At 69.7% G+C, this 21,657-nt stretch carries 17 protein-coding genes; 12 read left to right on the top strand and 5 right to left on the bottom strand.

Features of this window, described 5'->3' with window-relative positions; translation table 11 throughout:
* The first annotated feature begins 6 nt into the window (after nucleotides 1–6).
* Both ACFQU4_RS25085 and ACFQU4_RS25080 read left to right on the top strand, forming a co-directional pair.
* Nucleotides 7–333: a hypothetical protein gene (locus ACFQU4_RS25085; RefSeq protein WP_377497232.1), complete on the top strand. Its 327-nt coding sequence runs from the start codon at nucleotides 7–9 to the stop codon at nucleotides 331–333.
* A 434-nt stretch (nucleotides 334–767) separates the two neighbouring features.
* Entirely contained in the window at nucleotides 768–1,223 is a 456-nt protein-coding gene (locus tag ACFQU4_RS25080) for a hypothetical protein (RefSeq protein WP_377497229.1), read from the top strand.
* 414 nt (nucleotides 1,224–1,637) lie between these two features.
* On the opposite strand, the gene ACFQU4_RS25075 is transcribed toward ACFQU4_RS25080, so the two are convergent.
* A complete protein-coding gene (locus tag ACFQU4_RS25075; protein WP_377497226.1) occupies nucleotides 1,638–2,024 on the bottom strand; it encodes a hypothetical protein in 387 nt (128 codons plus the stop codon).
* A 192-nt stretch (nucleotides 2,025–2,216) separates the two neighbouring features.
* The gene (locus ACFQU4_RS25070) at nucleotides 2,217–3,302 is read right to left on the bottom strand and encodes a hypothetical protein (protein ID WP_377497224.1); all 1,086 of its coding nucleotides are present in this window, start codon (nucleotides 3,300–3,302) and stop codon (nucleotides 2,217–2,219) included.
* 166 nt (nucleotides 3,303–3,468) lie between these two features.
* Between ACFQU4_RS25070 and ACFQU4_RS25065 the strand changes: the two genes are divergently transcribed.
* The 9 genes from ACFQU4_RS25065 (at nucleotide 3,469) to ACFQU4_RS25025 (ending at nucleotide 13,400) form a co-directional block, all read left to right on the top strand.
* Nucleotides 3,469–4,602: an aminotransferase class V-fold PLP-dependent enzyme gene (locus ACFQU4_RS25065; protein ID WP_377497222.1), complete on the top strand. Its 1,134-nt coding sequence runs from the start codon at nucleotides 3,469–3,471 to the stop codon at nucleotides 4,600–4,602.
* Between the two features lie 103 nt (nucleotides 4,603–4,705).
* Nucleotides 4,706–5,062 (top strand): VOC family protein, encoded by a 357-nt coding sequence (locus ACFQU4_RS25060; RefSeq protein WP_377497220.1) that lies wholly within the window; start codon nucleotides 4,706–4,708, stop codon nucleotides 5,060–5,062.
* Nucleotides 5,063–5,117: 55 nt separating this feature from the next.
* On the top strand, nucleotides 5,118–7,526 hold the full coding sequence (locus ACFQU4_RS25055) for an ATP-binding cassette domain-containing protein (RefSeq protein ID WP_377497218.1): 2,409 nt from the start codon (nucleotides 5,118–5,120) through the stop codon (nucleotides 7,524–7,526).
* Nucleotides 7,527–7,643: 117 nt separating this feature from the next.
* Entirely contained in the window at nucleotides 7,644–10,403 is a 2,760-nt protein-coding gene (locus ACFQU4_RS25050; protein ID WP_377497216.1) for an FtsK/SpoIIIE domain-containing protein, read from the top strand.
* Nucleotides 10,400–11,158 carry a hypothetical protein gene (locus tag ACFQU4_RS25045; RefSeq protein WP_377497214.1) on the top strand — a complete coding sequence of 253 codons (759 nt, stop codon included), beginning with the start codon at nucleotides 10,400–10,402 and terminating at the stop codon, nucleotides 11,156–11,158. Before ACFQU4_RS25050 ends, ACFQU4_RS25045 begins: the two co-directional genes overlap by 4 nt.
* Before the next feature lie 3 nt (nucleotides 11,159–11,161).
* Nucleotides 11,162–11,422, top strand: a complete 261-nt coding sequence (locus tag ACFQU4_RS25040) for a hypothetical protein (protein ID WP_377497212.1) — start codon at nucleotides 11,162–11,164, stop codon at nucleotides 11,420–11,422.
* 13 nt (nucleotides 11,423–11,435) lie between these two features.
* Nucleotides 11,436–11,699, top strand: a complete 264-nt coding sequence (locus ACFQU4_RS25035; protein ID WP_377497210.1) for a hypothetical protein — start codon at nucleotides 11,436–11,438, stop codon at nucleotides 11,697–11,699.
* Nucleotides 11,699–12,910, top strand: a complete 1,212-nt coding sequence (locus ACFQU4_RS25030) for a hypothetical protein (RefSeq protein ID WP_377497208.1) — start codon at nucleotides 11,699–11,701, stop codon at nucleotides 12,908–12,910. The genes ACFQU4_RS25035 and ACFQU4_RS25030 overlap by 1 nt, the downstream gene beginning before the upstream one ends.
* 16 nt (nucleotides 12,911–12,926) lie before the next feature.
* Nucleotides 12,927–13,400 (top strand): hypothetical protein, encoded by a 474-nt coding sequence (locus tag ACFQU4_RS25025; RefSeq protein WP_377497206.1) that lies wholly within the window; start codon nucleotides 12,927–12,929, stop codon nucleotides 13,398–13,400.
* Nucleotides 13,401–13,625: 225 nt separating this feature from the next.
* Here the strand turns inward: ACFQU4_RS25025 and ACFQU4_RS25020 are convergent, their stop codons facing one another.
* On the bottom strand, nucleotides 13,626–14,354 hold the full coding sequence (locus ACFQU4_RS25020; RefSeq protein WP_377497204.1) for a class I SAM-dependent methyltransferase: 729 nt from the start codon (nucleotides 14,352–14,354) through the stop codon (nucleotides 13,626–13,628).
* Between the two features lie 222 nt (nucleotides 14,355–14,576).
* Between ACFQU4_RS25020 and ACFQU4_RS25015 the strand changes: the two genes are divergently transcribed.
* A complete protein-coding gene (locus ACFQU4_RS25015) occupies nucleotides 14,577–14,972 on the top strand; it encodes a nuclear transport factor 2 family protein (RefSeq protein ID WP_377497202.1) in 396 nt (131 codons plus the stop codon).
* 5 nt (nucleotides 14,973–14,977) lie between these two features.
* Here ACFQU4_RS25015 and ACFQU4_RS25010 read toward each other — a convergent pair whose 3' ends face one another.
* Together ACFQU4_RS25010 and ACFQU4_RS25005 are read right to left on the bottom strand one after the other, a co-directional pair.
* The gene (locus ACFQU4_RS25010) at nucleotides 14,978–18,364 is read right to left on the bottom strand and encodes an ATP-dependent DNA helicase (protein WP_377497200.1); all 3,387 of its coding nucleotides are present in this window, start codon (nucleotides 18,362–18,364) and stop codon (nucleotides 14,978–14,980) included.
* Nucleotides 18,361–21,648 carry an ATP-dependent helicase gene (locus ACFQU4_RS25005; RefSeq protein ID WP_377497198.1) on the bottom strand — a complete coding sequence of 1,096 codons (3,288 nt, stop codon included), beginning with the start codon at nucleotides 21,646–21,648 and terminating at the stop codon, nucleotides 18,361–18,363. Before ACFQU4_RS25005 ends, ACFQU4_RS25010 begins: the two co-directional genes overlap by 4 nt.
* Nucleotides 21,649–21,657 lie beyond the last annotated feature (9 nt).

Raw genomic sequence — 21,657 nt, 5'->3', positions numbered from 1 at the left:
GGACAGATGACCAACGACCTTCCGGAGTCTCTGACAGTTCAGACTGCTCGCCGGATCAGCGTCTACCGCAATGGTCGCATCGCCGGCTATGTCACCGGAAGCAGCCGGACACACGATGATGGACGACCACTCTTGAGGCTCGGGCTGAGCGAGGAGTCCGGAGCCCGCGACCTCGAGGTCGGTGAAGGCGACACGTTCGACTTCGCAGGAGCCACCTGGCAGGTGACCAAGGTGAACGCCACTCGGAGTCAGGCTTCGAACGACGCACTGACGGAACGCACGGGGGGCGCTGGCACCGTGGCTACTCTGACCAGGATCGCAAGCCAGACGTGAACCCCGCCAGCCGACCGAGGTGCAGTTCAACTCTTAAGCACCCCAGTCAGCCGGTCGTACTCGTAGGCTGCACTCCGGCCACTGCCGGTCGGTGACCGTGAAGATCATCAGGCCTCGCTTGACGTCGTCGGAGGTACGGATGGTCAGCCACGGCTTGCCGTCCCGGGTCACGTTGATCTCGTTCAGGAAGGTCGCATCCCGGCCGGCCTTGATCGAATAGGTCCGATTCTCGGGATTGACGATGTCCAGCCCGCCGTTCCTCCAGGATGACCGTGATGGCGAGCTCGGAATCCTTCAGTACGGCCTCGGTCGCGACCAGGTAACTGATCACCGAGGTGACCTGCCCGGCCGGCCAGGCCACCGTCGTCCACGGGCCCGCGACGCGGTCCGGGTCGTTGTGCTCGATCCGCCACTGGACGCCCGGCACGGTCGGGATGGAGCTCCACACCTGGATCGTCGGCTGCTCGGCGTTCGTGGTCGCAACTGTCACCGGCACCGTGAACGTCACCGAGGCCGCGTGCCTCGGCGTCGAGCCGGACTCGATCGGCCTGGTCCGCAACGTGTCCGAGGGGGTTTCCTCGGTCCTCGCCTCGCTCGAGCTCACCGCCGGGGACGAACTCGTGCTGAGCAACCACGGCTACGGAGCGGTACGGATCGCCGCCCAGAACTGGGCCGACCGCCGCGGCGCCATGATCAAGATCGCGGAATTCGAGCTCGGTGCGAGGCACGACGAGATCATCGCCACCTATGCCGGGCACGATTCGTACAAGCGCAATCGAGGTCGACATCTCGACACTCGATTGGTGCGCTGGCAGGAATCGACAGACCGGGTCTCGCTCAACTCGGGGCTCGATCCGTTAGCTGCGCCGGCGCAATGGTCGCAAGCCTGATCGAATGCAGATGCGCCCCTGCGACGCCCACGAGAATCCCTAACTCTCCGTAGCTCACATGGCCGACCCATGCGCCTGAGATCAACTGAAAACACTCGACCGCATGAGGAACTGAATTGATGACGAGCGAGGACCCGATCCAATCGCCGTTAATGGCACGGTCTATCTCCCGCCGTGCCGCCACATGGTCTGGTGCAGACTTCATAGCTGAAATTCCGAGCGATGCCGCAGCAACGCGCCGATCAATCAGTTCCTCAGAGTCGACTTCCCGCACCGTGAGCACCACCGTGACTCCCGATGAGGTTCTAGCCTCGATCCTGGCCTGGCGGTCCTCAGCGCTGAAGTGCAGGAGCCTCTGCACCACTCCAGGTCCAGGTTCTAGGCCGATGCATAGATTCTCAGGAACACTGTTCGTCATGCCTGATAGTATCCCGAACAGCGGATGTACCAACTCTCGTGGAGTTCAACGTAGATCGTCTCACCGCCGTGCGCCTGCAGATTCTTGGCATCGTAGTGTGTTGACTTGCGAACCCCCCAGTCCACCAGATGGACTCCATCCGCCCAAATCTTTAGAGTGCCAGGATTGTTAACCAACGGCAGTTTGCTGCCGTAGTACGCAATGTGAGTGTTGCCGTTCTCACTTGTCCAGACATCGAACGTATCCAGGCAATCATTGGGATCACGCAATTCCCTCGATTCGCCAGTAGTCACCGTGCCAGCAACACTCACGCCCGACGACCAGAAGAGCGATAGTCCCAACACAGATAACAGGAGCCCGATGGCTCGAACTTTCGTCAACATGTCCAAGTCCTCCCCGCTGAATCCTGACGCATTGTGGGGATCTGGGAATACAATTCTCCGCAACTCCCGCAGCCCCGTTGGACCACAACCTACCTACATACACTTAGCGAATCACCCAAGAAGACCCCTGAGAATCGACCATAGCGCTGGCCCAATCGTCACCGGGACCGGGGTAATGTCCGACTCGGAGCTTTAGGGCTTCAACACCCCGGTCAGCCGGTCGTACTCGTACACCGTGCTCCGGCTCTGCCCCGGCCGCTGCCGGTCGGTGACCGTGAAGATCATCAGGCCACGCTTCACATCGTCGGAGGTACGGATGGTCAGCCACGGCTTGCCGTCCCGGGACACGTTGATCTCGTTCAGGAAGGTCGCATCCCGACCGGGCTTGATCGAATAGGTCAGGTTCTCGGGATTGATGATGTCCAGCCCGCCGTCCTCGCGGATGACCGTGGTGGCGACGAGGTTGCCGGCGAAGTCGTACATCGGGGCCGGGTCGCCGACGTAGAACTTCAGGCGGCCCTGGCCGGAGACGTCCATGCCGTTGTAGAAGTTCTTGCCGAGCTTGTCGAACCAGAAGTGCGGCAGGTAGGCCTGGGCGCTGGTGTTCGGGCCGGCGTAGTAGGCCAGGTGCCAGTGCGGCGGGTTGTCCGGGTGCAGCGTGTTGTTGGTCTCGAAGCCCATCAGATACCAGGTGTGGCCCTTCCCGGCGGCCGTCGCGGCGAGCCCGGAATCCTTCAGTACGGCCTCGGTCGCGACCAGGTAACTGATCACCGAAGTGACCTGCCCGGCCGGCCAGGCCACCGTCGTCCACGGGCCCGCGACGCGGTCCGGGTCGTTGTGCTCGATCCGCCACTGGACGCCGGGCACGGTCGGGATGGAGCTCCACACCTGGATGGTCGGCTGCTCGGCGTTGGTCGTCGCGGCGGTCACCGGCACGGTGAAGGTCACGGTGTCGCGGGCCGGCCGGTCGAAGGGCAGATGGCTGTCCCGCCACACGATGTCGCTGATCTTGACGTCCGGCCAGCGCACGGTCACCGTGATGCCGGCCTCGTTGCGCGGCCCCTCGATGAACGTGTAGTACTCGGCGGGACTGGCGACGTGGAACTTCTCCCCCGCCACGAACGCATAACCCTCCGACAGGGTGACCTCGGGAACTCCCGGCGTGCCCGGGCTGGCCCGCACGATCCGGATGCCCGCGTACGACAGCTCGGCGGCCGACGACGCCGTGGCCGGACCGAGCACCCCCAGCACCATCGCCAGACCGGCGGCAAGAACCAACAGGCGGCTTCTCATACAGGGAAAACAATCACACGGATCGCCCTCGTTCAATGGGTACGGCATTCGCGCGAGACAGGGTTCGGCCGCCGTTCACCCGGAAACTCGCTCTCCGACATACCGGGATCCCGGCGCTGAAACCTTCCCGCCCCGCGTACGCTGAGAGCCCGTGAACCGCGATCTTCTCGCCGAGTTCGGACTCGATCCGGACGTCCTCCATCTCAACCATGGCGCCTTCGGCTGCGCCCCGATCGTCGTCCGCCGCGCCGCCGAGGCCTGGCGCGACCGCGCCGAACGCAACCCGCACCGCTTCAACGGCCGCGAACTGCCGCAGTTGATCAAGAACTCCCGGCAGCGGGCCGCCGCGTTCCTCGGCGTCGACCCGGACTCGATCGGCCTGGTCCGCAACGTGTCCGAGGGGGTTTCCTCGGTCCTCGCCTCGCTCGAGCTCACGGCCGGGGACGAACTCGTGCTGAGCAACCACGGCTACGGAGCGGTACGAATCGCCGCCCAGAACTGGGCCGACCGCCGCGGCGCCATGATCAAGATCGCGGAATTCGATCTTGGTGCGGACGACGACGAGATCATCGCCGCCTATGCCGGGCAGGTCGGCCCGCGGACCCGGCTGGTGGTCGTCGACCAGATCACCGCGCCCACCGCGACCGTGCTGCCGGTGGCCGCGATCGCCGCCACCGTCGACGCGCCGGTGCTGGCCGACGCGGCGCACGTGCCCGGCACGCTGCCGACCGACATCGCCGGCCTCGGCGTCGCGCACTGGGTCGGCAACCTGCACAAGTGGGCCTACACGCCGCGCGGCACCGCAGCCCTGTGGACCCGGTGCGGCCTGCATGACCGTACCTTCCCGAGCACGATGAACTGGCAGCTCAACGACGGCTACGCACCGGCGTTCGACCACCCCGGCACCTGGGACTACGCGGGTTGGCTCGCCCTCGGCGACGGCCTCGACTTCTGGGACCGGCTCGGCGGCTGGGACCAGGTGCAGCGCCAGGCCGACCTGGTCGGCACCGGCCAGCGGCTGCTCGCCGAGGCGTTCGGCACCTCGCTGGACGGCCTTGCCGTGCACCCGGCGCCCACGATGCGGCTGGTCCGGCTGCCCGACGCGATCACCGACGCCGAGCAGGCCCGCCGGCTGGGCGAACGGCTGGCCGAGGAGTACGCGATCGAGGCCGCGGTCTCCTTCCGGGACGGACGGGGCCAGGTGCGGCTGGCCGCGGCGCCGTACAACACGGTGGACGACTACGACCGGCTGGCCGTCGCGGTGAGCAAGATCATCGCGGGCTGACCTTCGCGGACGGTCCTGATCGATCAGGAATCGAGAAGTGCCCGGCTCCCTGCCGCGATTAGCGTGAACGCGTCGTACACGTCAACCACCCAAGGAGCATCCGATGACCGACTCGCCGATCGAGGGCATCAAGACCGTCCTGCATCCCGTCGCCGACCTGGCCGCCGCCAAGAAGGTGTACGCGGCGCTGCTCGGCCTCGAGCCGCAGGCCGACTCCCCGTACTACGTCGGCTTCGACGTCGCCGGTCAGCACATCGGGCTGGTGCCGTCCGGCGGCCCGCAGAGCCCGGCGGCACCGGTCGCCTACTGGCACGTCGGCAACCTCGACGCGAAGCTGGCCGAGGTGGTCGCGGCCGGCGGCACGGTGCAGGAGCAGCCGCATCCGGTGGGCCCGGGTCGCCGGGTCGCCACGTTCACCGACCTCGACGGCAACGTCCTCGGCCTCCTCGAGGACGAATGACTGATTAGATCGGCATCAGGAACCAACCGTCCCCCGCTACCACGATGGAGACCCGATGAGCACCGCCACGAGGACCCGGAAACAGACCGCCCGCAAGGAATCCGCGGACCGGCACCCGGCGGACAGTCACGACCTGATCCGCGTCCACGGCGCCCGGGAGAACAACCTCAAGGAGGTCAGCCTGGAGATCCCGAAGCGCCGGCTGACCGCGTTCACCGGCGTCTCCGGGTCCGGCAAGAGCTCGCTGGTCTTCAATACGATCGCGGCCGAGTCGCAGCGCATGATCAACGAGACCTACAGCACCTTCGTGCAGGGGTTCATGCCGACGCTGGCCCGGCCCGAGGTGGATGTGCTGGACGGGCTGACCACGGCGATCATCGTCGACCAGGAACGGATGGGCTCGAATCCGCGCTCGACCGTCGGCACCGCCACCGACGCCGACGCCATGCTCCGGATCCTGTTCAGCCGGCTCGGCAAGCCGCACATCGGGTCCCCGAAGGCGTACTCCTTCAACGTCGCCTCGATCAGCGGCGCCGGCGCGGTGAACTTCGAGAAGGGCGGCCGCACCGTCAAGGAACGGCGCGACTTCAAGATCATCGGCGGCATGTGCCCGCGCTGTGAGGGCGTCGGCCGGGTCTCCGATTTCGACCTCAGCCAGCTCTACGACGACACCTTGTCGCTGAACCAGGGCGCGCTGCTGGTGCCGAACCACACCGGGGACAGCTGGTACGGCACGATCTACAAGAACTCCGGCTTCCTGGACGCGGACAAGCCGATCCGCAAGTACACCAAGAAGGAGCTGGAAACCCTGCTCTACAAGGAGCAGACGCGGATCAAGGTGAACGGGGTCAACGTCTGGTTCATGGGGCTGATCCCGCGGATCCAGCAGTCCATGCTGTCCAAGGAACGGGAGGGCATGCAGCCGCACATCCGCGAGTTCGTCGACCGGGCGATCACCTTCCAGACCTGCCCCGACTGCGGCGGCTCCCGGCTCAGCGAGCAGGCCCGGTCGTCCAAGATCAAGAAGATCAACATCGCCGATGCCTGCGCCATGGAGATCAGCGAACTCGCCGACTGGGTGCGCGGGCTGAAGGAGCCGTCCGTCGCGCCGCTGCTGTCGAAGCTGCAGGAGACCCTGGACTCGTTCGTCGAGATCGGCCTCGGCTACCTGTCGCTGAACCGGTCCGCCGGCACCCTGTCCGGCGGCGAGGCTCAGCGGACGAAGATGATCAGGCATCTCGGATCGTCGCTGACGGACGTCACGTACGTCTTCGACGAGCCGACCATCGGCATGCACCCGCACGACATCCAGCGGATGAACAACCTGCTGATCCGCCTTCGGGACAAGGGAAACACAGTGCTCGTGGTGGAGCACAAGCCGGAGGCGATCGCGATCGCCGACCACGTGGTCGATCTTGGTCCGGGCGCCGGTTCGGCGGGCGGCGAGATCGTCTTCGAGGGTACGGTCGATGATCTTCGCAAGAGCGACACCCTGACCGGCCGGCACCTGGACGACCGGGCCTCGGTCAAGGAGTCGGTCCGGTCCGCGACGGACGTGCTGGAGGTACGCGGAGCGAACGCCAACAACCTGCGCGACGTCGACGTGGACCTGCCGCTCGGCGTGCTCTGCGTGATCACCGGCGTGGCCGGCTCCGGCAAGAGTTCCTTGATCAACGGCTCCGTGTCCGGCCGGGACGGTGTGGTGACGATCGACCAGGGCGCGATCCGCGGCTCCCGGCGGAGCAACCCGGCCACGTACAGCGGGCTGCTGGAGCCGATCCGGAAGGCGTTCGCCAAGGAGAACGGGGTCAAGCCGGCCCTGTTCAGTGCGAACTCCGACGGCGCCTGTCCCACCTGCAACGGCGCCGGCGTGATCTACACCGACCTCGCGATCATGGCCGGCGTCTCGACCGTCTGCGAGGAGTGCGACGGCAAGCGGTATCAGGCCGAAGTCCTGGAATACAAGCTCGGCGGCAAGGACATCAGCGAGGTGCTGGCCCTGTCGGTCGCCGACGCGGCCGAGTTCTTCGCGACCGGGCCCGGCGCGACTCCCGCCGCGCACAAGATCCTGGACCGGCTGGCCGACGTCGGCCTCGGCTACCTCACCCTCGGCCAGCCGCTGACCACCCTGTCCGGCGGCGAGCGGCAGCGGCTCAAGCTGGCCACCCAGATGGGTGAGAAGGGCGACGTCTACGTCCTGGACGAGCCGACCACGGGCCTGCACCTGGCCGACGTCGAACAGCTTCTCGGCCTGCTGGACCGCCTCGTCGACAACGGCAAGTCGGTGATCGTGATCGAACACCACCAGGCCGTGATGGCGCACGCCGACTGGATCGTCGACCTCGGCCCCGGCGCCGGTAACCAGGGCGGCACGATCGTCTACGAGGGCACCCCGGCCGACCTGATCGCCGGCCGATCGACCACCCTCACCGGTCGCCATCTCGCCGACTACGTCGGAGCATGATCCTCGGCTGATCACCGTGCCGATCCCCTGCCGGCGTCATCCCCGGCCGGTATGCTCAGGCGCTCGTACGTCCCCGGCTGTTGGGACCTGAGGTCACGGGCACGGAAAGGTCACTCGATGCGCCTTGGATCGAAGTGGTGGGCAGGCAAGAGCGCCCTCCAGGCTCGATTGCGCGGACTCGGCGGACTCGCCGGTCAGGTGGCCGGGGCGGCCCGCCAGGTCGCCGACGACGAGCATCGCCGGGCGTTGGACCGGGAGGCCGCGCTGCGCCACTCGATCGACTCGGCCTCGGCCGCCGACCTCCAGGTCGCGCGGGCCATGGCCGACGCGGCGCGGGCGGCGGCGCCGACCATCGACGAGGCGGTACGGCAGCTGGCGCCGGGCCTGGCCTCGATGCCGCCGGACGCGCCGGCCTGGGGCAACCCGGAATCCGTCGGAGGCCGTACCGCCGAATGGGTGCGGGTCGGCCACTTCGACGTACCGGGTGAGCCGGCCCTGCCGGTGATCGCCCCGCTGCTCGGCACCAGCGGCTGGTCGGTGATCGCCGACCAGGCCGGCTCGACCCACCAGCTGCTGCGTTCGGTGGCGGTCCGGCTGCTCGCGGCAGCCCAGCCCTGGCTGGTCCGGATCGACACGTACGATCCGCAGCTGACCGGGGTGATGGGCGTGCTGCGCTCGGTCAGCAGCGGCCATCCCGACCTGCTGCCGCGGCCGATCCGGACCCCGGCCGACCTGCGCGCCACGGTGGACGGGCTGATCGACGTCTCCGCCGCCCGGGCGGCCCGGCTCGCCGAGACCGGCTTCGCCACGTTCGGCGCGATGATGGCCGCGCAGGGCTGGACCCTCGATCCGTACCGGGTGCTGTTGCTGCTGGACTACCCGGCCGGGATCGACGAGGCGATGCAGCAGGACCTGTTGCGGCTGGTCCGCACCGGAGCCGGCCGCGGCCTCACCTTCCTGGTCGGCTGCGACACCACGGTGACTCCGGAGCGGGGCGTCGATCCGTACGAGCTGATCGAACTGCTGTCCCCGGTCGAGATCCGCGGCGACGCCGTCACCCTCGGCTGCCTGCCGGAGGTTCCGGTGCGGCTGGACGCGGACCTGGACGCCGCGACGACCGCCGGCGTCGCCGAGTCGATCATCGGGTTGGCGACCAGGGCCGAGCTGCCGGTGGTCCCGTTCGAGGGCACGCTGCCCGATCCGTCGCAGTGGTGGCAGCCGGTCGACGACGAGCTGCGGACGGTGGTCGGCCTGGACGACCGGGACCCGGTCGAGCTGCGGCTGCGGACGGCCAACCCGGCGCTGCCGCACGTGCTGATCGGCGGCGCGGTCGGCCAGGGCAAGTCCAATCTGCTGCTGGTGCTCATCCACGGACTGGCGGCCCGCTACGCCCCGTCCGATCTGGAGATGCACCTGCTCGACTTCAAGCACGGGCTGGAGTTCTCGGCGCTCGGGCCCGGTCCCGACCGCAACGTCTGGCTGCCGCATGCCCGGGTGCTCGGCGTCCACAGCGATCGGACGTTCGGCCTCGCCGTGCTGCGGCACGTCACGGAGGAGCTGGCGCGGCGCAGTGACACGTTCAAGGAGCGTGGCGTCGCCGACCTGTCCGACTATCCGCCGGAGCCGGACCGGCCGCCACGGATCCTGCTGGTGCTGGACGAGTTCCAGGTGATGCTGGAGGACGACGACGACATCGCCGAGGAGGCCGCCCGCCTGCTGGAGCGGCTGGCCCGGCTGGGTCGCGCCTACGGCGTGCACCTGGTGCTGGCGACACAGACGCTGGACGGGATGAGCCGGCTCGCCACCCGGCGCGGCTCGATCTTCGGCCAGGTGCCGGTCCGCTTCGCGCTGAAGACGACCGCCGCCGACTCCCAGGCGATCCTCCGGGAGGGCAACCGGGCGGCCGGGCTGCTCCGGTTCCGCGGCCAGGCGATCTTGAACCAGAACTTCGGCGGCCCGGACGACAACCGGCAGATCCTGGTCACCTTCGCCGACAAGCCGAAGCTCGCCGACCTGCGCCGGCAGCTGTTCGACAAGGCCGGTCCGGCAGCACGGCCGCCGCGGATCTTCCACGTCGGTGAGCCGGCCCGCCTGCTCGACCTGGCCGCCGCGCCGCAGCCGGCCATCGGGTCCGGGGTCGCGGCCTGGGCCGGGATGCCGATCGCGGTGACCGAGCAGCCGGTCACCATCGAGGCGCGGCCGGAGCCGGGTGCCGGCGTGTTGGTGCTCGGCGACGGACCGGCCGACGCCTGGGGCGTGCTCAGCGGCCTGGCCCTCTCCTCGGCACTGGCTGAGACCGGTCCACGGCCGGAGTTCCTGATCATGGACGCGGTCGCCGGTGACCCGGTCCTTGATCAACATCGCCAGGCCCTGACCACGGTGCTGGCCGGGCTCGGCTGCGGCGTCGACGTGGTCGAAGGTCCGGCCAAGATCATCGACGCGCTGTTCGAGTTGCGGACCAGGCTCAAGGAGGGCCGGATCGCCCAGCCCACGTACCTGATCGCGTACGGACTGCACGCGGTGCCCCGGATGGCCGTCCAGGTGCCCGGCACCTTCACCAGCCCGAAAGACGTGCTGCAGGAGGTCGTCCGCGACGGCCCGGCGGGCGGCTTGATCACGTACGGCTGGTGGAACCGGCTGCCGGTCGCGACCTCCCAATTGAGTTACACCAGGGCGGACGTGAACGCGGCGGTGTTCCTCCGGCATCCGCTGGACGGGGTGCGTACCGTGTGCGGGCCGCGGGTCCGGTGGAACTCGGAGCCGCACCGGGCGCTGGTCTGGGACGGGATCAACCCGGAGCCGATCCCGGTGGTGCCGTTCGCGCCGCTCAATCCGGACGACGCCGAGCCGTTGGTGCGACGATGGGGGACGTCATGAACGCACCGTACGATCCCGAGGCACAGTGGCGTAGCTACGCCGAGAGCCTGACCGGGATCGTCCGGGCCCGTGACCTGGAGCGGGAGCGGCAGCGCCGTGACGCCGCCGGCCAGCGGCGGGACCTGGACAGCGCCGGGACGGCCGCGGCCAGCGCCGAATACCGACGTGATCAACTCCGGCAGTCCGCCGACGAGCTGGAGCAGTTCGCCGACCGTACCCTCGGCTGGGCCGGGGTGCCCGCCGAGGGTGACCGGATGGTGTTCGAGCCTCCGGTGATCAACTCGACGGCCGAGGCGGAGGCCGCGATGGGCCGCCTTGCCGACGAGCTCGCCGAGACGGCCACCGCGGTCGTACGCGAGCGGGAGGACCGGGAGAAGAAGCTGAACCTCGGGATCACGATCGCGAGTTGGATCGTGCTGCCCGGGATCCTGTTCCTGTGGACCCTGCTGTCCACGGACAGCGTGATCAGCGGCATCATCGGCGCCGCGCCGATCCTGATGTCCATGGCCGTCGCCCGGAAGGCCGGGCTGAAGTTCGGCCAGGTGATCACCGGGCTCGCGGTCACCGCAGGCATCCTGCTGGCCCTGCTGATCGGCGGCTCGTTCCTGTCCACCCTGATGATCATCTTCCTGATCCCGGTCGGGATCATCGCCCTGATCAAGGTGCCCCGGGACTGGGCGTTGACCCGGCGCAGGGCCGGGCAGGAACCACCGAAGTCCGACGGAACCCAACCATGGAACGAAAGTGAGGTCTGAACGGTGTCCGATCTCGAGCAACTGAAGCAGGCGCTGTATCAGGTGGCGTCCTCGGCCCAGCAGACCGCGGGCGGCCTGGGCGACTTCAAGCAGAACTTCAGCCAGCACTCGGCCCAGATCGAGTCGCTGATCTCCGGTACGTCCACCGGCGCCGACCGGCAACTGGTCGAGCTCCTGGACGGCGCCACCAAGGCGATCGAGGCGGCCGCCCAGGCGCTGGACGCCGCGTCCTCCGGCTGCACCAGCTACGCCGACCAGATCTGACCCTCCGCGGCTCGTGGACCTCGAACCCGAGTTGGCTGCTCTGGCCGGCGAAGCCCGGACCATGGCCGGCCGGGTGGCAAGTTCGCAACCGGCACTGACCGGCCTGGGCGACCGGATCGCCAGCGTGATCGGCGGTACGGTCCGACGCTCGGACATCCTGATGGCCGGCCTGGTCGACACCACCTCGGGACAGCTCGGCGAGGCGGTAGCCGCGTTGGCCGAGGCGGGCGCGAAAGCCGACGCCGCCCTCGCCGCCCTGGCCGACGGTAAGTCCTGATGCCCGCCTCCGACCTGGAGTCGATCATCGACGACCTGTCCGGTCTGCTGGTCCGGACTCCCGCGCTGACGCAGGACTGGGCGAGCGTCGCCCGCTGGTGCGAACAGAAGATCGACCTGTTGGCGCCCCGGGCGAACGAACCCGGGATCGGTCCGGTCGTCGCGGCCCTGGAGCAGGCCGCCGTCGCGCTGCACAAGGCGATCGGCGACCACAGCTCCGGCGACGCCGGCCTGGCCGAGGTACACCGGGTCGGCACCTGGTGGATCGCAGAGACGCAGGCCACCGGCATCCCGCCGGCCGGCGGTCCCCCGGCCCACTGGACCCGCCCGACCACCGGACCCTCCAGCGGTCCGTCCAAGGGCGCCGGCACATCGGGCACTCCGACCAAGACCGGACCGCCCGCACCACCGCCGTGCCGGCTGAGCCGGGTAATCAGCCGCCCGGGCGGCTTCTCGACCCCGAACGGCGGCTACCTGACCGTCGAGGACCTGGTCACCCAGTTCGACCCGGCCCGGGACGCCAACCTCTCCGCGGTGAGCCACGAGGAGGCGAAGGAATACCTCGACACCCACCGCCACGACCGGCCCTGGCTCGACTTCACCGCCAACCCGCACCCCGACCTGGACCACCCCGACGTACTCCGATTCCTGGTCGCGATCGATCAGGGCAGCGGCCACGCCCTGTCCCGCCACGAGGGCTTCGCCTCGAGCGGTGACCGGCTCCGGCTCCGCGTAGCCGGCCTCGAGGACCCGGCCCAGACCGACCCGGCCCAGCGGTTGGTCGGTGTCGACGCCTTCAAGTCCGGCCGCCTCTCGCACGTCTGCCAGAGCATGGCCACCGCAATCACCGACCCGGTCGCCTTCCTCGCGGCATATATCCACGCAACCAGGCACCCCGACGTCCGATCAGAACTGGATTCCAACCCTCCTGGGCGGCCAAGCGGCTTTGTCTTCCCTCTGACCGATCTTCTTGGCGCTAACGGCGACCGCTATTGCCAGGGCGTCCGACTTGTTCCGACAAGCGGCGGCATCTCGATGGCGCGCAAGAGCCGAAGCCGTTGGATCCGAGCAGGGCGCCCAATGAACGACTCGCAGCGGCCCGCTCCGGCCACCTCGCCGATTACAGACTTCTCACAAGCAACAATATCGATCTTTCTTGATCGAGGAGCTAGTGGAAAGACAGAAATCCAAACCCTTTATGTGGACCCATAGTGACGAAGGAGACATCATGGATTTCAAGTACCGATACTGGCTTCGCGGTGAACCGGACAGCATCACGTTCGGCTGGCTGTACCGCTATCTTGATCTCTACCTCAATCCCGAAGTCAACAACCTTGATGGGCTTCAAGAGTTCACCCGGTCCAACGATGCGGACGCGGCGGCATTCAAGCGGCAACTACGGGAGGCCATCGAGAACTTCGACGACGAGGTCGAACGCCACATCGACTACATCAGCGCCTACGACGACGACAGCGGCGCCCACTACCTGCGACGTGTATGGCGCGACCTCTACCCCGGCGAAGCCGTACCCGGTGGCGACGACGAGTTCCGGGAAGCCCTCCGCCAGACGATTCTCCAAGACTTGGATGAACTGCCGGAGATGCTGATCCACTACATCGACTTCGACCTCCCCGACTTCCGCCCGGCCGCCCGCACTGTATGGGAGCTCCATTTCCCCAACGAGCCTGTCCCGGAGCCGTGACCCCGACCATGATCATCGACTGTGACGATTCGTACCCGTTTCCACGACTTCGCGGTCGGAACCGTCACACTCGACGCAACCCCGCCGCCAGTCAGTTCAGGCAGCAACTTGCGCTATCTGCGGCAAGATTGGCGCAGCCTTTACCCGGCGAACCCGACGCCCTGGACCCGGATCGTCGACTGTGGCGTTACGTACCCGATTTCGGCCGATTTCGCGGTCGCAACCTCACACTCGGTGCGGCTGAGCTACGGAATAGAAGTAGCCGAGGTTTTCGGGGTAGCGGGCGGTGGGGTCCAGGGCGAGGAGACGGGCGCGCAGGTCGGCTTCGAAGGCGGCGAGGTTCGGGCCCAGGGAGCGGCGGGTGGAGTTCGAGCGGGAGTAGACGTGGCCGATCACCTCGTCCAGGGTGCGTTCCCGCGTCACCGTGAAGGAGCGGTGGGTGATCCGGTAGCCCTCCTCGGCCAGCAGGTCCTCGTGGGAGATCTTCCGTCGTCCCGGCGGGCCCTGGTCCGCGGTTGGGGTCGGCGGCGGCGAAGCCCGTCGCCAGTCCGCGATCGCCGCCGCGATGACGCCCTCCCAGGCGGGTGCCGGTTCGCCGGGGATCCGGCCCGAGCCCATGATCACCAAGGCACCACCGGGACGCAGCCAGCGATGTGCTGACCTGGCGACGGCCGACCGGTCCATGCGGTGGAAGGCATTCGCGATGGTGATCAACTCGAGCGCGTCGTCCGCGACCGTCAGAGTTTCCGCCGTGCCGCGACTCCAGCGCACCTCGACGCCGGCCTTGGCCGCCTCGGCGGCGCCGACCCTGATCATGTCCGGTTCCTGATCGACCGCCCACACCGTCCGGAAGCGCCGTGCCATCGGGATCGCCACCTGGCCGGTGCCGCAGGCGAGGTCCAGCAGTACACCGTCGCCGGTCGCACCGGCGACGGCGATGATCTCGTCCAGCATCGGGTCGGGATAGCCGTCGCGGTAGCGGGCGTAGTCCTCCCCCGCGCCGGCGAAGAGATCGGGCGCGAACTCCGGCCGCAGCGGGAACTCCGGCCGGGGGCGGGGGGCTCAGGGTCCGCGGTGGTCATCGTCGGAGTCTAGGAGCGTCGTCGTCACCCACCGGCGGGCGCTTTGGTCGTGCGGGTGTTGATCACGGCAGGCCGATCCGCCAGGGTTGGTGAGGTGACCGATGCAGAGGAGGTTCTCGCGGCGGTTCGGCTCCGGGCGGAGTCGTTGGCGGCGGGTGACGCCAACCAGTTGCGGGAGCTGATGCACGAGGAGTGTCACTGGACCTCCTATGCCGGGCTCGTGCTGGACCGGGACGACTACATCCGGCGCAACACGACAACGGTCACCTGGGCCGCGCAGTCGATCGAGCGGCCGGTGGTCCGCGTGGTCGGTGACTGCGCTGTGGTGACCGGAACGGTGGTCGACCTCGTCCTGGACGAGACCGGCCGGACGGCCGAGTTCCGGCTGTTGATCACCATGACCTGGATCAGGGACGCCGGCCGATGGCGGCTGCTGGCCGGGCACGCCGGTCCCCGACTCGACGCGGCGCCCGGACCGGGAACGCCGTGAACTGATCAGTGATCTTCGGCATCGCCGGCGAGGAGGCGTTCGAGTTCGGGGCGGCCCGGGAGGTCGGCGGGGTGCTGCAGGCGATCGTCGCGTACGTAATAGAAGGCGGCGTCCACCCGGTCGAGGGGAAGGCCGCTGAGCTCGGCCCAGGCGACCCGGTAGATCGCCAGCTGCAGCGGGTCGGCGTCGCCGGTCCGGCTCGTCTTCCAGTCGAGCACCTGGAAGCGCCGGCCGTCCTGATCGTCGTCGAGCCGGTAGACGGCGTCGATCCGGCCGCGGATCAGCCGGCCGCCGAGCAGCAGCGTGAACGGTGCCTCCAGCGCGTACGGAATCACGGCGCCGAACCGGCCGCCGGCGAAGCGCTGACACAGCTCGCGCAGCTCGTCGTCGTCGGCGGCGCCGCTGTCGGCCCGGTCGGGCAACTCGTCGGGGTCGATCAGCGGCAACTGGCCGACACTGCCGGTGCGCAGGGTGCCGGAGAAGTGCTGTTCGACCCACTGGTGGAACCGGGTGCCGAACCGGGCGGCACGCGACGGCGGGCGCGGCATCGGCCGGGCCAGATCGGCGGCGAACCCGAGCGGGTCGGCGTTCAGCCGCAGCACCGCGGACGCCGACAGGGTCTCCGGCAGCCGCACCGAGCGGTCCGGGGTCCGGGCGGCCCGCTGCTCGGCCAGCAACCGCTCGATGTCGTCGTCCCAGGCCGCGACGATCTCTTCGTGATCAAGGAGGAGCGGCTCGTCCGACCCGTCATAGGTCCCGCTCCGCAGCATCCGCTCCCGGGCCTCGGCCACGGCCGCAGCGGCCGACCGCCGGCGGCGCAAGGCATCCGGATCGTACGGCTTCGGCCACGGCTGCGGAGCCGCGGCGACGACCAGCGGATTCGCCTCGCCGGGCGGCGGTGCCTCGGCCACCAGCTCACCCTGCCGGGCCGCCTCGGCCATGATCGTCTGCAGATAGGTCGAGATCACCCGCGGCTTGATCAACTCGGCCCGCCACCAGTGGCCGGACCCGATCAGCAACTGCTTGGCCCGGGTCGCCGCGACGTAGGCCAACCGGTCCTCCGACAGCAGCTGCTGCTCGGTCAGCTGCCGCTTGTAGGTCCCCATCGCCGAGTTCGTCGTGTCGTCGAGCTGCGGGATCGAGTCCGCGTCGCCGCGCAGATCGGCCGGCAGCACCGCCGGGTTGGTCACCCAGTTGTCGGTCACCCGGTCGCTCGGGAACGTCCCCTTCACCAACGCGGGCAGGAAGACGACCTCCCACTCCAGGCCCTTCGCCTTGTGCACGGTGAGCAGTTTGACCGCCTCGCGGTCGGTCGGCACGGCCTGGTCGAGGCCGTTTCCTTGATCGATCTCGGCCTGCAGGTACGCCAGCAGTCCGGACAACGACGCCTCGCCGTCCACGTCCACGTAGTCGGCCACCGCGTCCAGGAAGGCGCCGAGTTGATCACGGCGGGCAGACCGGGCGAACTCCGGCGTCGCGGTCAGCTCGACGTCCAGGCCGAGGATCCCGATCACCCGGCGGACCAGGTCGAGCACCGGCTCCTCGGCGTGCCGCCGCAGGTACGCCAGCTCGCCGGACAGCTGGCGAAACCGGGTCAGCGCGGCCGGCGAATAGCCGGGGTTGCCGTCCGACCCGAACCGCGGCTCGGCGTCGTCGCCCCGCACGCCCGGCTCGTCGTACGGACTCTCCAGGGCATCCAGCAGGCTGACCACGTCGGTCGGGTCCACATCGGCAACGGCCAGTTCCAGGGACGACACCAGGTCGTCCCCGTCGTCGGCGCCGGAATGATCATGGTCGCGGGCCAGCGCCTTGGCGCGCCGGCCGAGCAGGGCAAGATCACGGGGACCGAGGTTCCACCGCGGGCCGGTCAGCAGCCGGATCAGATCCGGGTTGGCCGTCACGTCGTCGACCGCCCGCAGCGTCGCGATCACGTCGGCGATCTCGGGCAGGTTCAGCAGACCGCCGAGACCGACGATCTCGACCGGGATGTCCCGGCTGGTCAGCTCCCCGTAGATCGGGCCGATGTCGGCGTTGCGGCGGGTCAGGATCGCGATGTCGGCCCAGGCCTGCACCTGCTGCTCGGACCTGATCATGATCACCTGGTCGGCGATCCAGCTGACCTCCTCCGGCCACGACTCGAACGTCGCCGCCCGTACCGTGCCCGGTCCCGCACTCTCCGGAGCCTGCAACAGCCCCATCCCCTCGGCGGAGCCGGACCCGTGTGGCAGGGCCGCGTCATCCGCGCCGGGCAGGGTCGTAGCACGCAGCGGCCGGCTGAGCACGTTCGCCACGTCGAGGATGGTGTGCCCGCTGCGCCGGTTCACGGTCAGCGCATAGCGCGGACTGCGCTGCCCCTTGACGGTCCGGAACTCGCCGGCGAACTGCAGGATGTTGCTCGCCGCGGCGCCGCGCCACCCGTAGATCGCCTGGAACGGGTCGCCCACCGCGGTCACCGGATGGCCGAGCCCCTCGCTCGGCGTACGCCCCGAGAACAGGCCGCGGAGCATGATCGCCTGGGCCGCCGACGTGTCCTGGTACTCGTCCAGCAGCACCACCTTGAACGAGGCCCGCAGCGATGCCGACACCTGCGGCACCTCGGCCGCGAGCCGGGCGGCGATCGCCATCTGATCGGCGAACTCGACCACGCCGAGGTGGCGCTTCAGCTCCTGGTAATCGCGGACCAGGCTGGCCAGCTCGAGCCGTTCCCCGGTGGCGATCATGGCCCGCTTCACGTCCGCGTACACGTTGCCGCGGTTGTTCAACGGAGCCGACGCGAGCCCGGTCAGCACGTCCCGGGCGTGCCGGTCCAGCCGGCCCGAGTCGACCAGGTGCTGCTGCAGGTCCGCGTCCAGCCGGAGCACCCGGTCGGTCACGGTGCCCGGCCGCAGCCGGGAGATGTACTCGAACGGACCGGCGGCGGCCCGGACCACCCGCGACGCCAGCCGGTAGCGGGTCGCCCCGCTGATCATGGTCGGATCGGAGTCGACGCCGATCCGCAGACCGTGCTCGGACACCAGCCGGGCGGCGAACGCGTCGTACGTCATGATCAACTGCTCGCCCGACTCGTCGATCCCGCGATCACTCACCACACCGGCCCGGACCAGGGCCGTCCGGACCCGGTCGGACAGCTCGGCGGCGGCCTTGCGGGTGAAGGTCAGCCCGAGCACCTCCTCCGGACGGACCGCGCCGATGCCGACCAGCCAGACCACCCGGGCCGCCATCACCGTCGTCTTCCCGGAGCCGGCGCCGGCGATGATCACGCTCGGCTCCAGCGGTGCGGTGATCGCGGCCAGCTGCTGGTCGGAGAACCGGATGCCGAGCGCCTCGATCAGGTCGTCGGTGCCCTCGAACCGGCGCGCCGTGGGCACCGGGCGCAAGGCATGAACCGTCACGGGATCACCCGCTGACCGCCGGACTGGGCCGGGCAGCTGCCGGAGAACGGGCAGTACCGGCAGGACGCGTTGACCGTTGCGTGGAAGGTTTCGGTACGGATCGTGCGCGCCGCCCGGAGCAGTCGCCGGTGCACCCAGGTCGGCTGCCCGGACAACTCCGGATCGTCCTCGGGATCAGGGTCGGAGACCGGGAACGGTACGTCGTCGAGGGACGCCTGCTGGAACACCTTGGGCAGCTCCGACCCGTCCGCCAGCCGCAGATAGACCAGCTCCGCGCCGGCCGGCCGGGCCGCGGGGCCGGCCACCTCGGCGAACGCGCCCTGGGCGACGGCCAGCTGGTAGGCCCCGAGTTGATCTTGGAGGGCGACGTCGACCGCGGCCGGCTGTGAGCGGCCGGTCTTGAAGTCGACGATCCGGATCCGGCCGTCCGGGTCCCGTTCGACCCGGTCGGCGACACCGGTCAGCCGGACCCGGTCCGGCCCCAGCTCGATCTCGGTGCTGAACTCGACCTCGGTGCCGAGCAACTCGCGCCCGGTCCGGGACTGCTGCCAGGCGGCGAACCGTTCCAGGGCCGACTCGGCCTCGACGCGTTCGGTCGCGGACAGCCACTTGGCGTCGAAGTCCAGCTGGTCCCACACCGTCTCCAGGTGGTCGGACAGCCGGTCCGGGTCGACGCCGTCGCGGGCGCCGTGCTCGGCGAGGACGTGGATCACCGAACCGAAGCCGGCGGCCGAGCCGCGGGCCTGCTCGGCCTGCGCACGCCGGGACAGGAACCACTGCCGCGGGCAGGCCAGCGCCGAGGCGAGCTGGCTGCCGGACAACTGGATCGGCGCGTCCGGCGCGACCACCGGCGGCACGTCTCCCCCGCCGCCGGGATCCGTCGGGCCGTCGCCCGGTCCTCCGCCGGTGTCGCTGAGCGGCAGCATCCCCCACCAGCGATGCGGATCCGCGGCCGGGACCAGCGGGCGGCCGTCGTCGTCGCGGGCGTCGGCCAGCCGAGCCAGCCGGAGTGCTGCCTGCTCCCGGAGCACCGGCGGCAGGTCGGCGTTCACGCTGGCGGCGCGGAGCTCCCCGACCAGGGCCGGCAGGGTCAGCGGACGACGCGGCCGGCCGGGCAGATCCCGTACGGTCACGCCGAGCTCGGTCAGGAACCGCGACGGCTGGTCGCCCTCCCCCTCGGTGCCGGCGACCGCGGTGATCACGAGCCGGTTCCGGGCCCGGGTGCAGGCGACGTAGAACAGCCGCCGTTCCTCGGCGATCCGGATCGCGGTCGGTACGTCGTCGGCCAGCCCGTGCCGGGACAGCCGGTCGGGTTCGAGCAGCGAACCGCGGCGCCGGACGTCGGGCCAGACGCCTTCCTGCACCGCGGCGACGACGACCAGCGGCCACTCCAGTCCCTTGGACCGGTGCGCCGTCAGCACCCGTACGGCCTCGCCGCGGAGGTCCGCCTCGCGCAGGGTGTCGGCCGGGATCTGCTGCCCCTCCACCTCGGCCAGGAATCCGGTCACGCCGCGCAGCCCGACCACATCCTCGGACCGGCCGGCCACGTCGAACAGGGCACAGATCGCGTCCAGTTCCCGGTCGGCCCGGCGGGCCGGTTCGCCGCCGCCGGACGCCTCGCGGCGCAGCTTGTCCGGCCAGCCGGTGCCGGTCCAGAGCAGCCAGAGCGCCTCCTCGGCCGAGCCGCCGTCCATGATCAACTTCTGGCAGTCGATCAGCAGCGCGGCCAGGCCGGCGGCGCGGTCGCGTTCCGGTGCGGCCGGCAGTTCGGCCAGCAGGTCGGGATCGTTGACCGCCCGGGCGATCAACTCGGCCGACAGCCGAGGCAGGCCGGCCCCGGCCAGTTCGGCTCGTTCGGCGGACCGCAGGGCCCGGCCGAGCCGGCGCAGGCCGAGACTGTCCAGGCCGCCGAGCGGCGAGGTGAGCAGGGTCTGCGCCTGTTCCTGGTCGATCCTGCGGCCGGTCGCGGCAACCTGCAGGGCCAGCAGCAGCGGCCGGACCGCGAGTTCGGCGGACAGCGGGATCTCGTCGCCGGCCACCTCGATCGGGATGCCGGCCGCGCTGAGCGCACGGCTGAGCGTCGGGATGCTGCGCCGGCCGGACCGGACCAGCACCGCCATCTCGGACCAGCGCACCCCGTCCCGCAGATGCGCGCTGCGCAGGATGTCGGCGATGTGTTCGGCCTCCGCGCCGGCGCTGGCGCAGGTGAAGACGTCGATCCGGCCGGGCGGCAGGTCCGGCGTCGGCTCCGGGTGTCGGTAGCTGGCGTACACCTCGGGCGGGAGCGGCCGCGGCAGCCCCATCCGGTCGGCCAGGTTGCGGCTGACCGACAGCAGCGCCTTGCCGAACCGCCGGGTCCGGCCCAGCGCGATCACCGGCGCCCGCTCGCCGGACGCGGTCGGGAACGCGTCGCCGAAGTCGAGGATGCCGCGCGCCTCGGCGCCCCGGAACGCGTAGATGGACTGGTCCGGGTCGCCCACCGCGACGACGTCCCGGCCGTCGCCGGCGATCGCCTGCAGCAGCCGGACCTGGGACGGGTCGGTGTCCTGGTATTCGTCGACGAAGACGGCCTTCAGTTCGGACCGTACGGTGTCGCGGATCACCGGGTCGGCGAGCAGGATCCGGCACCGGTGCACCAGCTCCGCGTAGTCCATCACCCGTTCCGAGTCGAGGACGTCAAGGTACTCGTCGAAGAACTGGCCGACGCTCACCCACTCCGGCCGGCCGGCCGCCTCGCCGGCGTCGATCACGTCCTCCGGGTCCATCCCGAGCTGCCGCGCCTTCGCCAGCACCGACCGCACCTCGGCCGCGAAGCCGCGGGTCGGGAAGGCCGCCGCCAGGCTGGTCGGCCAGTCCGCCCGGCCGGTCTCCGGGCTGCCCTCGAGGATCTCCCGGACCCGGAACTCCTGCTCCGGCGCGGTCAGCAGCCGGATCGCCTGGCCGGACCGGTCGACCGCGGAGAACCGCCGGATCAGCGCGTAACAGAAGGAGTGGAAGGTCATCGCCAGCGGCGTCGCCACCGAGCGGCCGAGCCGGGCCGCGATCCGGGTCCGCAGTTCACCGGCGGCCCGCCGCGAGAAGGTCAGCACCAAGATCGACTCCGGCCGCATCCCGCGCCGCTCGATCCGGTCCACCACCGACTCGACCAGGGTCGTCGTCTTCCCGGTGCCCGGGCCGGCCAGCACCAGCAGCGGCCCGCCCGGATGGTCGACGACACGTTGCTGGGTCGGATCCAGCTCCGGCATCGGTGCCGCCGGCCGCGGAGTGCGGATCAGCTGATACATGGTGTCCTT

The organism is Microlunatus sp. GCM10028923 (genome assembly GCF_042666975.1).
Classification (GTDB): domain Bacteria; phylum Actinomycetota; class Actinomycetes; order Propionibacteriales; family Propionibacteriaceae; genus Microlunatus.
The sequence above is the reverse complement of the archived record's forward strand: the minus strand, read 5'-3'. Positions and strand labels throughout refer to the sequence as shown.

Coding starts and splice junctions, on each gene's coding strand:
- ACFQU4_RS25055 (WP_377497218.1), top strand. CDS start 5,118: ATGAGCACCGCCACGAGGACCCGGAAACAGACCGCCCGCAAGGAATCC.
- ACFQU4_RS25005 (WP_377497198.1), bottom strand. CDS start 21,648: ATGTATCAGCTGATCCGCACTCCGCGGCCGGCGGCACCGATGCCGGAG.
- ACFQU4_RS25060 (WP_377497220.1), top strand. CDS start 4,706: ATGACCGACTCGCCGATCGAGGGCATCAAGACCGTCCTGCATCCCGTC.
- ACFQU4_RS25045 (WP_377497214.1), top strand. CDS start 10,400: ATGAACGCACCGTACGATCCCGAGGCACAGTGGCGTAGCTACGCCGAG.
- ACFQU4_RS25075 (WP_377497226.1), bottom strand. CDS start 2,024: ATGTTGACGAAAGTTCGAGCCATCGGGCTCCTGTTATCTGTGTTGGGA.
- ACFQU4_RS25025 (WP_377497206.1), top strand. CDS start 12,927: ATGGATTTCAAGTACCGATACTGGCTTCGCGGTGAACCGGACAGCATC.
- ACFQU4_RS25050 (WP_377497216.1), top strand. CDS start 7,644: ATGCGCCTTGGATCGAAGTGGTGGGCAGGCAAGAGCGCCCTCCAGGCT.
- ACFQU4_RS25020 (WP_377497204.1), bottom strand. CDS start 14,354: ATGCTGGACGAGATCATCGCCGTCGCCGGTGCGACCGGCGACGGTGTA.
- ACFQU4_RS25085 (WP_377497232.1), top strand. CDS start 7: ATGACCAACGACCTTCCGGAGTCTCTGACAGTTCAGACTGCTCGCCGG.
- ACFQU4_RS25030 (WP_377497208.1), top strand. CDS start 11,699: ATGCCCGCCTCCGACCTGGAGTCGATCATCGACGACCTGTCCGGTCTG.
- ACFQU4_RS25080 (WP_377497229.1), top strand. CDS start 768: ATGGAGCTCCACACCTGGATCGTCGGCTGCTCGGCGTTCGTGGTCGCA.